Source organism: Paraburkholderia sp. PGU19, from assembly GCF_013426915.1.
Lineage (GTDB): Bacteria > Pseudomonadota > Gammaproteobacteria > Burkholderiales > Burkholderiaceae > Paraburkholderia.
The window spans coordinates 669,784-683,815 of record NZ_AP023183.1 but is presented as its reverse complement, the minus strand read 5'-3'; the positions used below and the strand labels follow the sequence as shown (position 1 = coordinate 683,815).

The window sequence follows — 14,032 nt, the reverse complement described above, 5'->3', positions numbered from 1 at the left end:
CGGGCGCGTTTGCCGGATCGCCGCTAGCGATGGCCATCCCTGGGACGGACGGTTGGAGTGCGTTTGAAATCCGATGAAATCCTGGGCCTCCTGCTCGAGTTCGATGCCAGCCTTGAGCGGCTGCGCACCGAGCTACCGCCGCTCATCGCCGACCTGGACCACGAACTCGAAGTTAATGCCGCGCTGAACGTCGCGGTGCGAAACCGGGCACTGGACGTTGTCCGAAACCGTCGAGTACCCGCGAGCCTGGCCGACAAGATCGCAACTGATGGACAGGATGATCAGGCATACGAGGGGAGCACGGCGGTGTTCAGCCTCAGAAAAATGCTCGACTGGATGGATGAGCCTCGTCCCGCCATCGAGGGTGACGGCGCCAATGCGCTAGATTACCGATCGATACTGGTGCGGTACGTTACGGTCCAACGCAACCGCGCAATAGACGCGCTCGCCGCCTTGCGCGAGCGGTCCAAATGGCTGGCTGATGTCTTTGCGCGTTTTTCTCCGTGAACTCGGTTAGTGATATTTTAAGAAAATAATAAGTATAACTATATAAATACGCAACAGATTAGACAGGAGAAAATGGACCTGCCAGAGGGGGTGCGAATCGGCCGAAGAAAGGTGTTTCACGTGAAATTGCTTGTACCCGCCCAATGAGGCCTCCGCTTCGCCAGATGTTGGTCAATCATTTTTCTCGAATATAAAATCAATTAGTATTGCTAGTTAAACGTCAGCGATTCCACCACTACTCCGATGAACTGAAAATGTGGAATCCCGACGCAGGCGGAACAAGCCTACGCGCATGACGCAGATGAAGCGGGACGTGAAGGAAAACGCGGGCCGGCTTCAGCGCAATGCATTCCGACATTTCGCCGAGCCTTTTGTGCTGCTTGAGGAGATGTCATCGCTGGCGTCGTAGGTCAGACGGGCAAGCGCCGCATCGGACCATTCGTGCGAACCAGGCAGCGCCGGACTGAGCTCCTGCAGCGGCATGGGCAGACCTTCTGCTCGACAGTGAGGTGGGGGAACAAAGCCTAGCCCTGAAACACCGGCGCGCACGGCGACTTCCTGAACCAGTGGTCGCTCGGCCGCAGCGATCAGAAAAGCGCCGCTAATTCGAAGTACGGCTCAGTCGAGAACGGGCCGTGACGTATGTCGTAGCCTGGCCACCTGCGTGCGTTGTGGTGGCGCGCAAATGTCGCCGAAACCTGCCCGACCGCAAGCATGCCGGCTATGACTCGTATCGCCATGTCTTCAGCCGGGCCATGCACAAGTCGTATATGCCGGACACGATCGGGGAGTCGAAATCAAGCCGAAAGTTGTCGGTGAAGAGCCCTGAGAGCGCGTCCACATCATGCAGCAGGTCGCTTGCCCATATGAACGTTACAAGCTGCGCCGAAACGATGGCGAGTCGCGCACCCTCAATCGAGTCAGGAGAAACGCCATTAATCTGCGACCACAACCTTTTCGATTCGACGAAGTGATCGGTCCGGAGCCAGTCGCCCGTTCTCGCTCGTGCAATCAGCTGGGCAATGACCAGATGGCAGAGCAGGTCGACCCGCATCGGATCATCGGGTTTGTGCGTCATGGCCACATATCCCCGTCACAGCAACGATGGCTGGTCGTCTTCCGGCTGTTTTGCTACCGCCTTGCGAGGTGGCAGCGGATACGGTTCGGCGTGCATGGCCTCGGCAGGGTAGAGCTGCAGGAAAGAACGCGCCTCGTCGGCGGAACGGCACGACAGCCAGTCCGCGTAACCTGATGGCGGAACGATCACGACTGAGCGCTTTTCGTCCGCTGGTTTGTGGAAGCGCCTCATCAACGGATGCTCATCCGAATTGACCGTGAGCATCGTGAAGGCGAGTGACAGTGAGCCGTCAGCCTCCTTCCATTGACGCCACAACCCGGCGATCGCAAGTGGATCGCCGCTGGCCGTGCCAATTCTCCATCGGACGGCTTTCCCCGTCTCATAATCGGGTTCGAAGAAGGTCACGCAAGGAATCAGGCACAGTTGCAGATTCTTCCATGCACTGCTGAAACTGCGTTTCTGGTCGACTGAGTCGGAGCGCGCATTCATCGTGTCGAATACCTTCACACCCGGCGGGATATGGCGCCGTGGCACGATGCCAAATGATGCGGGCACGGTCTCGAACTCGTTGTCGCCGTGCCGGAAAATCGGCGCGTAGTAGTCCTTGTAGATTTCGCGCTTGTAGTCGAAGTTCGGTACCGGAAACAGGCTGAATACATCCCAGACGTCGTTGGGATTGGCTTCGTAACTGGTGCACATAGCGGGCCCCGGGTGGTCATTGTTCTCCGATCCCGCAGCTTACCGCAGTGATGCAGGCTGGGCGCCCACTATGCAGCCGTGAAACTATGATATCTTACGATATATGTGTTTGTATACAGTATAATTCTCCGGCATGCCTCAAAAGCGCTTCCCCGATTTCGAAACGCCGACGACAGCGGAGTTGCGCCGTCTATGGCGACAGCACGAGGATCCCGCGCTGCGGCGGTTGATGTTGGAGATCGAGCGGATGCGGCACGTTTTTGTCGAAATCGAAGCGTATCGGGTTGTCGTCGAACGCTGCTGGCGTGAGGATGTCGGCGGGCAACTGGTCGCGCTTGAAAAGCTCCGCGTGATAATGGAGACGGAGCGGTCAAGGCTCGGAATCCAGCGCTCAGAAATCCCAGACGCGCCTACCGGAGCGGAAACGCGAAGCGATGGCGCAAGCGGATCGCGATGACGGTATCTCCTGACCACGACCGGGGGTCACGCCGGACCGTCGCAACAAGCAATGGGATAGTCATGCATCAACAAGGATTGTTCGGGGCCACCCCCCTCTCACTGATCAATGATGATGAAGGCGGGATCCGCTATCTTCCGTCTGCCCTCTCGCCCCACGTTGCGCAGAGATGGTTCGCGCAGGCCCTTGAGAACGTGCACTGGACGACTCAGCGGCGCATGATGTACGACCGCGAGGTGGCCGTCCCTCGCCTTCTAGCGGCGTTCCCTGATTCGCGGGAGGCGATGCCCGAGCCGCTAAGTGAAGCGTTTGACTTTATCCGTGCTTTGGTCGGGGCACCGTTTAATCGAGTCGGATTAGACCTCTATCGTGACGGAAACGACAGCGTAGCGCCGCACGGGGACAAGACTATGCAGCTAACGCCGAAGCAACCCATTGCAATCTTGTCGTTGGGGGCGCCCCGGCGAATGTCAACTCGTCCGAAAGTTGGCCCCGGCCGAACTATCAACGTTGAGCTTCAACCGGGCAGCTGTCTTTTGATGAGTTACGCGTCGCAGCTGACGCACGAACACGGTATCCCCAAATCAGATGCGATTGCTGGCCCACGTATCAGCTTTGCATTTCGATGTTTTGAATTCGGATAGCTGTGGGGCGATCCCACGCTATGGGAGCAACCAGAGACGCCGCAACACCAGATTGCCCAGCTCAATCGTGTGCCTGTCAGAGCGAGTTCCGAGCGGCTGGCGGACCAGGCTGGAGCGTCCGGCTTTGCGGATGGACTTCCCGTGCGAGCGCGTTGACTATGACATGTGCGATGAACGGAATGCTGCGTTGATTCAGCCGTCCCCGCCATGAAAGAGTGTCAGTTAGTTGATAACTGACGTCACGCCTTGAATGCTGTGCGCCACCTGCAGCCACTAAAGCTTCATCCGTGGTTGCACGGGATGCGGCGTTTCGTGCGGAGCCGTGTTGATATTCAGATTGCCGAGAAGAAAGAAGTGCGGGCGCGATCTGGTGTGCCTGTGCCGGACTCGACAATGGTTGATCCCTGCGCCATGACATCTTGTGCCGGTCAATTTGAGAGACGAGCCGCCCGCCGTAAAGAATTTGAATAGCAGTCCAAAAGACGTATTTTCGGAATTGAACGGCTAAAGTTTTGGCGTAAAATCGTGCCATTAATCTAGGAAGACTTATCCTAATAGCATGGTTTGGTTTTCCGTATTTCCTGAAATTTCGGCCGCTCACGCAAGTAAAGTTGTGTCTAGATTGCAAGTAAAGTTGTGTCTATCCGGGCGGCCTTCCTTCGCATGCGACTTTCTCCCACGGTTGGAAGAAGGCGGGGCGTCTGATTTGCACGTCGTGATCGCTTCTCAAGCGTTCTGCTGTCTATTTTGTTGCGAAATCCTTTCGAAGTGTGCATCGCGACACAACTTTACTTGCAGGGCCAGGCCTCGATAGACACAACTTTACTTGCAATGGAAATTGCCACCGGATCCTTTACCAGTGAGCCTGTGCGGGGAATTTCACGACGCACCACGATAGGCACAACTTTGCTTTAGTGAGCGTTCGGCGCTCACGCAAGTAGCTGTGTGCTGCACCATCCGGACGCGCCGCAGCAGTTCGGACCTCCTCGAAGGGCGCGCGGCACAGGATCGTGCAAAATACGGCATCCAGAATGCGGAGGAGGGCACGTGGGCGTCAACTTCGACCTGAACGACTTGCAGGCATTTAGAGCAGTGGTGGAACTGGGAAGCTTCCGCAAGGCCGCCGAGGCGGTAAACATTTCGCAACCGGCCCTGAGCCGACGGATCGACAAGCTCGAAGAGGCGCTCGGCGTGCGTCTTTTCGAGCGCACCACGCGCAGCGTCACGCTCACCACCGTCGGTCGCGTCTTCGCGCCGAGTGCCGAACAACTGCTCGACGACCTCGACGTCGCGTTGCTCGGGATACGAGATGTTTCTTCGAGCAGATTGGGTCATGTGACCATCGCGTGCGTACCTTCGGTGGCCTACTACTTCCTGCCAGGCGCCGTCGCGAGCTATCATCGCCGCTTTCCGCGCATCAGGGTCAAGATTCTGGATTCTAGCGCCAACGAAGTCCTTGCCGCGGTCATCAGCGGAGAGGCCGACTTTGGCGTGAGCTTTATGGGAAGCCAGGAACCCGACGTCGAGTTCAAGGTGCTGCTGCAGGAGCGCTTTGTCGCCGCTTGCCGCCGGGATCACCCGCTCGCACGCAGGAAGCGCGTGACGTGGAACGAGCTTTACGAGTACGAGTATGTTTCGGTGGACAAGACTTCCGGCAACCGGCTGCTGCTCGATCAGGCGCTATCGGCCGTGGCGCCGCGCGCACCGAGCGTCTGCGAGACGCGCCATGTCACAACCATGCTCGGTCTCGTCGAGGCGGGGCTCGGAGTCGCCGCCGTGCCGTCCATGGCCATGCCGGGACGCAATCATCACATCCTCACGAGCGTACCGCTAGTCGAACCGGTGGTGAATCGGCGCGTGGGAATCTTGAGGCGTCGAGGGCGCCCGCTGACACCGGCCGCCCAGGAGTTCCACAAAACGATTGTCGAGATGAGGTACGGTGCCACCGTAAGTGCTGACAGATCAGACAATGATGCGCCGCTGAAAAAGCGGCCAGGCAGGAAGACCCCATCGTGAAGTTGGCAACGCCGCTTCGCTTGCTCTATGTGCAAGTTGTGCTGGCCATGGTGCTCGGTATGGCACTCGGCCACTTCTTGCCGCAAGCGGGCCCGCTACTCAAGCCCTTGAGCGACGGGTTCATTCGTCTCGTGAGGATGATGATTACGCCGGTCGTCTTCTGCACGATCGTCTCGGGGATCACGTCGCTTGCGAGCGGAAAGGCAATCGGCCGGACGATTTTTCAGGCGCTGGCGCTGTTTTATCTTCTGACTGCCGCAGCGCTCGCGCTCGGACTTGTCACGGCCTTCGTGTTGCGACCCGGTGCGGGGATGCACATCGACGCCGCCCATCTGGACGTGAGTATCCTCGCTCAATACGTGAAGGACCCGCATCCGCGCGGCGGCGTCGCGTTCGCAATGAGCCTCATCCCCGAGACGATGCTTGGCGCCTTCGACAAGGGCGAGGTGTTGCCAGTGCTGCTGCTCTCGCTGCTGTTCGGATTTTCGCTAAATGCCTATCCGAAGTTGGGGAGGCCGGTGCTCGCGTTCACCGACGGCATCGCTCAGATCCTGTTCCGCATCCTCGCGATGATCATGCGACTTGCTCCCCTCGGCGCATTCGGCGCGATGGCTTTCACGGTGGGCCGCTTCGGCATTCGCTCGGTCGGCTCGCTCGGGATGTTGATGGTGTCCTTCTACGTGGCATGCGCGCTGTTCATCGCGCTCATTCTCGCTCCGCTTGCGCGTCTGCACGGTTTTGCGCTTTGGCGGCTCTTGCGCTACATGCGCGAGGAGTTGCTCATCGTTCTGGCGACGTCATCGACGGAGCCGGTCCTGCCGCGCCTGATCGCAAAGCTGGAGGCGCTCGGCTGCGACAAGGGCGTAGTGGGGCTCGTGTTGCCCGCGGGCTATTCGTTCAATCTCGACGGGACTGCGATCTACCTGACGCTCGCTTCGATGTTCATTGCGCAGGCATGCGACGTGCCGCTTTCCGCGCTGCAAATCGCCACGATGCTCGCAGTCATGCTGCTGACGTCCAAGGGCGCGGCCGGCGTGTCGGGCAGCGGGCTCGTCGCGCTCGTCGCGACACTGACGGTGATTCCCGATCTGCCCGTCGCCGGGGTAGCGCTGCTGGTGGGCATCGACCGCTTCATGTCCGAGGCACGCGCCCTGACGAGCGTGATCAGCAACGCCTGCGCAGTGATCTTCGTTTCGATATGGGAAGGTGCCTGCGATCGCACGCGTCTCGCGCGGGTGCTCGGAGAAGCAGCGCCGGACGGCGCGGAAGAGCCCGCGCAGAATGCCCCGGGAAGGTGACATGAAGGATGCCCGAGGCTGTTTTCAGTGAGCGGAAACGCTATCGAGCCCGGTGGTTTTCACATCCGCCTGCACACCGGGTGACGCGAGATAGTCGAGTAGGGCTTTCGCTTCCTTCGGGTGCTGCGCACCGACGGGAATGCCGGCAGCGAAACGCGTGACGGACTGCAACGACTCAGGAATCTTTCCGACGAAGGTCGCGCCCTTGACGGGCAGCAATTCGCTCACCTGCTGGAAGCCGATTTCGTAGTCGCCGTTCGCCACCACGGAGGCTACGGGGATGCGCGGGATCATCTTCGCTTTCGACTTGACCTGATCCTCGATGCCGAGTTTCCGGAACAACTCACGCTCGATGTAGACGCCGCTCGCGCTGTCCGAGTACGCGATCGACTTCGCATGCAGCAGCGTCTGCCGGAGTCCGTCTGCCGAGCTGATATCGGGTTTCGCCGCGCCTTCGCGCACGACCATGCCGATCCGCGAATCGGCAAGCTCCACCCGCGATCCGGGGATCACCTTCCCCTCCTTGATCAACTCGTCAAGTGCATAGCCAACCATGATGACCGCGTCCGCGGGTTCGCCGCGCGCGAGCCTGTTGGGGATCGCTTCAGGCGATTTGCCCATCGACGGACCCAGCGCGGTGTCGAGCGTGTTTCCCGTCTCGGACGCGAACCTGGGGCCGAGCACCTTGTACGCGGCGGTAAAGCCGCCAGAACTCATGACGTGCAGGTCGGAGGCCTGCACGTTGGCCGCGGCAGCCGAGGTTGCCACGAGCGCTGTCGCGCATAGTTTCAGAAGCAGATTTTTCATGATCGAAGTCGTGTCAGATAGCAGGTAATGGACGCTAGTACAACGACATGCGCTTTAATGCGCCGGCGTCAGCGTTGCTGCGCGCCTGCGATAGAGTGCGAACGTCGCCAAAAGCGCGCACGCTGCGGCGAAGCTCATCCAGTAGCCAGGTGCGGCCTTGTCGCCCGTCATGTGAATGAGCGCTGTCGAAATCGCTGGCGTGAATCCCCCGAACACCGCCGTCGCGAGGCTATAGGCGAGCGAGAAGCCCGCAACGCGTACCTGAACCGGCATCACTTCCGTGAGCGCGACGACCATCGCGCCGTTATAGATGCCGTACATGAACGAGAGCCACAGTAGCGCGAGCAGCATGTTGACGAAGCTCGGTGCGTGCGCGAGCAGCGATAGCGCCGGGTAGGCGGTCGCGATGGCGAGTAACGTCATGGTGACGAGGAGCGGCCGGCGGCCGATCCTGTCGGAGAGCGCTCCGCCGATCGGGAGCCAGATGAAGTTCGACACGGCGACACACAGGGTCACGAGCAAACTGTCCGCAGTGCTCAAATGCAGGACCGTCTTGCCGAAAGTCGGCGCGTAGACCGTGATGAGATAGAAGCTCGCGGTTGTCATTGCGACCAGCATCATGCCAGCGATCACGACGGGCCAGTTCTGGACGAGCGTGCGGAACACTTCGTTCATGCTCGGACGATGCTGGCGCGCCTTGAATTCCTGAGTTTCCTCGAGATTGCGACGCAGCATGAAGATGAACGGCACGATCATGCAGCCGACGAAGAACGGAACCCGCCATCCCCACGCCGCAATGGCTGCTGTGTTCAGCGACTGGTTGAGCGCGAAGCCAAGCGCCGCGGCCACGACAATCGCCACCTGCTGGCTCGCGGACTGCCAGCTCGTGAAGAAGCCTTTACGGCCGGGTGTAGCCATTTCGGCGAGATAAACCGACACGCCACCCAGCTCCGCGCCTGCCGAGAAGCCCTGCAGCAGCCGGCCGACGAGCACCAGCACCGGCGCCAGAAGGCCGATCGTCGTGTAGCCCGGTACGAACGCAATCAGGATGGTGCCGCTTGCCATGATGGAGAGCGTGACGATGAGACCCTTGCGACGGCCGACGTCGTCGATGTACGCACCGAGCACGATGGCGCCCAGCGGGCGCATGAGAAAACCCGCGCCGAAAACCGCGAATGTCATCATCAACGACGCAAATTCGCTTCCGGCCGGAAAAAAGACGTTGGCGATTTGTGTGGCATAGAAGCCGAACAGAAAAAAGTCGAACTGCTCCAGAAAGTTTCCGGCCGTTACCCGGAAGACCGCTGCAGCCTTTGAATGCCCCGGCGAAAGGGTAGAGGGTGAGGGGTGCATCGATGTGTCTCCTGAAATTCCGAAATATGCGGCCATGCGCTCTTTGTCATTTCGTATATGTTGGGTCATGGCCGCCGAAACGATAAGTGCAATTTTCTGAACGATTGATGTCTTACAGTTATCAATCCATATAACCTGCGAGTCCGCCGTGCGTCAGGGTTGAACCAGTGCCCGGCGGTGCTTCAGATGGCAGCCGTCAGGCCACGAAGCAACACTGTGAAGCGGGTGTACGTGTGTCCATATTGCGACCACGGTTGAGGTGATCGTCGATTTCCGCGGCACAGCCGAGCATGCGTGGGTACAGAAAGATCGTGAACGCTGCGGTTTCGAGATCCGCCTCGCTGATGTCGCCGCGTCTAAGCGGCTGCCACAGCATCTTCAGAAGCAGCGCGGCGATCACAGCATCGACATTGACGCAGTAGACGGTGCGCGAGACGCCCGCGTCGAACAATGCCTGTACCAGCGCACGGTAGTACGCATGAAACGCGTTGTACTCGCCTCGCCTCTCGTAAAGCCCGGCGATGAACACCTCGCGTGGATCGTGATTGACCGGCTTGTCCTTGAACACCGGGTGATTCACGCCCGGCAGTTTGGCGATGTCGAGGCTGCCCACATGCTTCTGACGGGCCTTGTACTGTGCGTAGTGCTCAACGGAACGCCGCGCGAGCGCGTCGAGGTCAACGCCGTGTTGCGCGTTGGCAGGATCGTCGAGGCCGCTGTCGCGAAACGCCTCGTTGAGAAACGCGATACCTTCATAGCCGTTGCCGCCGTGCGTATAGCCGGTGTGCGTGAGAAAGCCTGTCAGCGCCTTGTTCAGTTGCACGCGTTCGGGCGATTCGGGGCCGTCAGCGGACACCGCGCCCTTCGCGCCCTGCGCCGAGATCGCGCCGGGTCCGTTCGTGAGCAGCAATCCGGTTAGCGTGCTGAATGCGAACAGGTCGTCATCGGATGGCTTCAGGCCGAGCAGTGCCGCGAACGCGGTTTCCGTCAATGAGCGTTCGCCGAGCAATGCTTCCGTGGAAAGATCGCAGAAGCTGTCGGGATGGTGGCGCGACGCGTCCGCCGAGGCGCCGATCAGCGTGCCGAAGAGCTTCGTCCACCATGGCAGGTTCTCCGCCGTCAGACGCGAGATGCGCTTGCGCATGAGCGGGCCCCAGACGAGTGTCGTCGTGATCGCCGCGAGCACGGCGTCCGCGCGCGGATACCCCGGGCCGTCGGCAACCCACCGGACGAATACCGAACTCACGCCGCGGGCGGCGAGCCCAGCGAGCATGGCTTGCGCCTTCGCGTCGGGTCCGTCGGAGAAAAGTACAGCGCTGCCTTCAGTGTCTATCGCGTCGACGTCGAAATCGCGATCGAACGCGTCCGCGAGTTTCGCAGCGGCGAACCGGTCGATCATCAGCCTCGCCGCCTCGCGCGCCGCGCGCTGGCGGTTCGGCCCGACGATCGCCGCTGCGGCGGCAAGCACCGCGTTGGGTGCGTTACCCGCTTCTCGTGCCGCTTGCGCCGCCGCCAGTTCAGGCGTGCCGTATAGGTTCACTGCCGCGCCGACCGCGACGTCGATGAGCTTCTCGTCGTTTGCGCCGCCGAACTCGTGTAACAGTGCGAGGCACACGTTCGCTTCGAAGGAATGCGTCGCCGCTTCGAGCATCGATACGCCGTGCAGGCTGCTGACCTGAGTCCTGGCGTCCATCTGCGAGGCGCCCGAGGCGTCCTTCAACGGCTGCCGAGGCGGGATCGCCCCGATCTGGTCATTCACCCGCGCGACCTGTTCGTCATACGGGGCTACCGCTCTCACGACTGCAAGCGCGAGATCGTCAGGCAGATCGAGCCCCTGATCCGAGCCGAACCACGGCTTGAGTGCGAGGCTACCTTCGGGCTCGAAGTCGGGCATCGTTGCATTCGCGCGCATCACCGCCGTGAGCGCGGCAGGAATATGGGCGATGTTCGTCACCACCGCCCCCTTCGCCGAGCAGCACGGATCGTCGGGCGTGAAGAGCCGTTCGACGCCGAACTTCTCCTTGAACCAGCGTTCCTTCGCGAGCGCATCGTCGGCGCCGCCCGCCATCGCGCCCGCATGTCCGACTGCGCGCGTGAGACCGCTTTTCCAGCGGCCCACTACGCACGCGACCACGGGCTTGTTGAAGTGCGCGTCGGCCTCGTAGTATCCGCCCGGCTCGCAGTACAGGACGGCGGCCTTGCTGCGCGCGTCGTTGGCAAGGGCAAACGCGAATTCTGGCGCGGCATAGTGGATGTAGACGTCCTTTCCGCTGGAAATGACGGTCGATGTGCCCCAGCCGCTCATGCGCAGATACTGGGCGATCGTGGTGCTGAAGCCGCCGGAGTTCGAGAAGATCGCGATCGATCCCTGCCGCAGTGTGGCGCCCGGATCGTCACCGCCGAGCGCGCCGCCGATCCGCACGCGCTGCCATGAGTCCGCGACGCCCAGCCCGTTTGCGCCGAAGATGTCGATGCCCGCCTGTTGTCCCATCGCGCGGATCTCACGCGCGTCGTGCACGGCAATCTTCTCCGTAATGATGAAGATCTTGCGCAGATCCGGATTCACGCGGATCAGCTCGGCCACGCCGTCGCGCGCGGCGGAAGGTGGCAGATACACGACGCCGCAGTTGAACCTATGGCCGGCTTCCAGGCCCTCCCGCACATTGTTGAAGACAGGAATGTCGCCCACGGGCGTTGCGAGCACCTGTCCGCCTTTGCCGGGCGCCGTGCCGAACACCACATTCGCGCCCGAGAAGGCGTGACTCACCGGCGTCACATCGGACGACTCGCCGCCCAGGATATTGAGCACGCAGACGCGATCTTCACGGGTAGCGATGTCCGCCAGCGACTGTATCCCGACGAAGTATTTGAAGTGGCTGTTGCCTTGTTTGTGCATGTCGATCTCCTCAGGCCGATGCCATTTGCGATTGAGTGTCGCGTGCGCCGATGCGCGCTGCGACCTGCGGGCGTCCACCCGCCTGCATCCATGCATCGGCCTTGCGTGCGTACTGGATGACTTCGCTGATGTCGGAGTCGAAACCGAAGAGGCGGTAAGGCAGGCCGAGCGCATCGCAGGTATCGCGCAGTGTGGACATGCCGCGCACCAGGTTGGGACCGCCGCGCCCGAGGACGACGTAGAGCGGTGTCGGACCGTGCTCGCTGAAGTGCTCGCGCAGCGCATCGGCCATCGCGCGCAAGGTTTCGTAGATGTCGGTGTTGTTCGACTTGCCGCCGATGATGAATAGCACGTTCGACTGCTTGAGCCAGTGCCGGAAGCAGATGCGCGCCACTTCCTTCATCTTCTCGTACGGAGGATTGCCGCCGAAGTCCGACGAGATGATGGCTGCGTCGCCCAGCATTTCCGTGACGAGCGAGTTCGCGCCGCCGCCGAAGGTGGGCGCGAGGATGGTTCCCTTATCGTTGATCACGTACACATCGCTTTGTCCCTGGTGCGTGCGAAGCTGATTGATCTCCTGCTCGAAATCCGAGTAGTCAGCGGCGAAGAGATGGGGCGGGAGACCGAGCCGCGAGAAACGCGGATCGTCGCGATCGAATCCGCACTTGAAGTCGCATGCCACGGGCGTGAGACGCCCCTTTTTATCTTCGCGCATGCGGATCGGGTTCAGTTCGAGCGTTGTCATGCCGAAATCATGGAAGAGTTCCCAGAGCTTCGGTAATTGCTGCACGAGCGGCGAGATGATTTCACGCGGCGCGCCGATCTCGCTCAGCGCATTCGCTACGACGAACGCCTTCAGTCCGGTCAGCGCATCGAACGGCACCATCGCGACGTGCTTTGGATCGACCTCCTCGATGTCCATTCCGCCCATGTGCGACAGCGTCATGGTGGGAGCGCGAAAGCGCGTGGAATCGGTGATCGAAAAGTAGACTTCGTGTTTGGCGGGTACACCCGCTTCGAACGTCACGCCGTTCGCCTTGGCCCTCACATGCCCTACAACGTGCTCGGCAAAGTACAGCCGTTCTTTTTCCGCGAGCGCCGTCTTGAGATCTGTCGCGCGGCCGAGCAGGCCGGCTTTGCCTTTCTTGCCCACGCCGCCCTTGAACACCGGTTTGATGAATATCTGACCGTGTCGGTCGATGAGTGACTTGATCTCTTCCTCGCTGGCGCCGGGGCCCAGCACCTCGCTGGACGGAAAGCCGACAAATTGCAGCAGGCGTGCGCCGTGCAACATTCCGGTGATCTGCATGTGAAGTGTCTCCTGAATTTAAAAGAAGTGACGATTGAAGCAGGCACCACGTATTCGTTCGGCTCGCTGCGGCGGGCGCGAGTTGCTCCGCTGCCGTGGACGCGCTCGAAAGCGGCGGCAGGATTCACACAGCGAAGTGGATCAGTCGAGATGTGCGTCGGCGACGGTAGGCGGCGACCTTGATCGAGGCCTGCACTTGGATGCGGCAAAGCGCTGGTCTGCGCTTCGCGCCTGTCTCCGATGCGTTCTCAGTCGATGCGTGTTATGAACGTCTTGAGAATCGATATTTGCTCAAGACGTCCGAAATGAGAAGTGCGATTTTTGGATGCATTGATGTTCATAAGTTATCAATTCGAGCGTGGCTGCTGCGTCGTTGTGGCCCGCTTCTCACTATTGGCAGTACCGGTCTTCCGAGATCTGAACCGATTTGCTGAACACGGTGGGAGTAACGTCTGCAGACGACGACCCTTTGCCGGCACTGGCCGACCAGGCTCGCGTCGAAGCCGGGGGTGGCGCTCTGCATAAGTCTTGTGGTTGTGGATACAGCGGGAAACTGCGCTTTATGTAAATATTGCTATCGTTATCCGCCTGGTGCGGTGCCAAGCCGTACCCGATAATCACCTAGCAGCAACTGGTAAGCGTCGGCTTGCGCGGCAAGCTTCGTCCGTTCCTCCGACATTGATCCCAGCGACTCTCGTGCGCGCGCAAGCTCCTCTACCCGCGAGCTGATTGTTGCCTGCCTTCAGGTGCCGGGGGATCGTCGTTTTCGACCCGGTGTTGCCGAGCGCGATACTTATCGCATCGATCGATGCGTGCTGCCCCTGCGCGACGAGTGCGTCGCGGGCACGTTTCACCTCTACGCGGGTCAGACCAGTTGGGCCATCTGTTGCCTGGCTCGAATATCGTACTGGATTACGTAATATGCAAATTTGTGCCGATGCGGCGAGTCAATGTCTGTTCTGGTGGCG

General features: G+C 60.5%; 13 protein-coding genes. 4 read left to right on the top strand and 9 right to left on the bottom strand.

The window, feature by feature from the left end:
* Positions 1–63 precede the first annotated feature (63 nt).
* Positions 64–507: a hypothetical protein gene (locus tag H1204_RS50170; protein WP_180736554.1), complete on the top strand. Its 444-nt coding sequence runs from the start codon at positions 64–66 to the stop codon at positions 505–507.
* Between the two features lie 336 nt (positions 508–843).
* On the opposite strand, the gene H1204_RS50165 is transcribed toward H1204_RS50170, so the two are convergent.
* The 4 genes from H1204_RS50165 to H1204_RS52910 form a co-directional block, all read right to left on the bottom strand.
* Positions 844–990 (bottom strand): hypothetical protein, encoded by a 147-nt coding sequence (locus H1204_RS50165; protein WP_180736553.1) that lies wholly within the window; start codon positions 988–990, stop codon positions 844–846.
* Positions 991–1,228: 238 nt separating this feature from the next.
* Positions 1,229–1,585 carry a hypothetical protein gene (locus H1204_RS52550; protein ID WP_243469166.1) on the bottom strand — a complete coding sequence of 119 codons (357 nt, stop codon included), beginning with the start codon at positions 1,583–1,585 and terminating at the stop codon, positions 1,229–1,231.
* A gap of 15 nt (positions 1,586–1,600) precedes the next feature.
* Complete coding sequence (locus tag H1204_RS50155) at positions 1,601–2,284, bottom strand: SOS response-associated peptidase family protein (RefSeq protein WP_180736552.1); 684 nt, start codon at positions 2,282–2,284, stop codon at positions 1,601–1,603.
* A gap of 190 nt (positions 2,285–2,474) precedes the next feature.
* Entirely contained in the window at positions 2,475–2,609 is a 135-nt protein-coding gene (locus H1204_RS52910) for a hypothetical protein (protein WP_274608309.1), read from the bottom strand.
* A gap of 128 nt (positions 2,610–2,737) precedes the next feature.
* Here H1204_RS52910 and H1204_RS50150 point away from each other — a divergent pair, with 128 nt between their 5' ends.
* The 3 genes from H1204_RS50150 (at position 2,738) to dctA (ending at position 6,699) form a co-directional block, all read left to right on the top strand.
* Positions 2,738–3,385 (top strand): alpha-ketoglutarate-dependent dioxygenase AlkB, encoded by a 648-nt coding sequence (locus H1204_RS50150; protein WP_180736551.1) that lies wholly within the window; start codon positions 2,738–2,740, stop codon positions 3,383–3,385.
* Positions 3,386–4,432: 1,047 nt separating this feature from the next.
* A complete protein-coding gene (locus tag H1204_RS50145) occupies positions 4,433–5,401 on the top strand; it encodes a LysR family transcriptional regulator (protein ID WP_180736550.1) in 969 nt (322 codons plus the stop codon).
* Positions 5,398–6,699, top strand: coding sequence for a C4-dicarboxylate transporter DctA (gene dctA / locus H1204_RS50140; RefSeq protein WP_180736549.1), 1,302 nt, complete (start codon positions 5,398–5,400; stop codon positions 6,697–6,699). Before H1204_RS50145 ends, dctA begins: the two co-directional genes overlap by 4 nt.
* A 24-nt stretch (positions 6,700–6,723) precedes the next feature.
* Here the strand turns inward: dctA and H1204_RS50135 are convergent, their stop codons facing one another.
* The 5 genes from H1204_RS50135 to H1204_RS52905 all read right to left on the bottom strand — a co-directional run bounded on the left by H1204_RS50135 (position 6,724) and on the right by H1204_RS52905 (position 13,987).
* A complete protein-coding gene (locus H1204_RS50135; RefSeq protein ID WP_180736548.1) occupies positions 6,724–7,506 on the bottom strand; it encodes a substrate-binding domain-containing protein in 783 nt (260 codons plus the stop codon).
* Between the two features lie 54 nt (positions 7,507–7,560).
* Complete coding sequence (locus H1204_RS50130; RefSeq protein WP_180736547.1) at positions 7,561–8,859, bottom strand: MFS transporter; 1,299 nt, start codon at positions 8,857–8,859, stop codon at positions 7,561–7,563.
* Between the two features lie 196 nt (positions 8,860–9,055).
* On the bottom strand, positions 9,056–11,755 hold the full coding sequence (locus H1204_RS50125) for a CoA-binding protein (RefSeq protein WP_180736546.1): 2,700 nt from the start codon (positions 11,753–11,755) through the stop codon (positions 9,056–9,058).
* Positions 11,756–11,765: 10 nt separating this feature from the next.
* Positions 11,766–13,064 (bottom strand): ATP-grasp domain-containing protein, encoded by a 1,299-nt coding sequence (locus H1204_RS50120; RefSeq protein ID WP_180736545.1) that lies wholly within the window; start codon positions 13,062–13,064, stop codon positions 11,766–11,768.
* Between the two features lie 617 nt (positions 13,065–13,681).
* Complete coding sequence (locus H1204_RS52905) at positions 13,682–13,987, bottom strand: DNA-binding protein (protein WP_274608328.1); 306 nt, start codon at positions 13,985–13,987, stop codon at positions 13,682–13,684.
* Between the last annotated feature and the right edge of the window lie 45 nt (positions 13,988–14,032).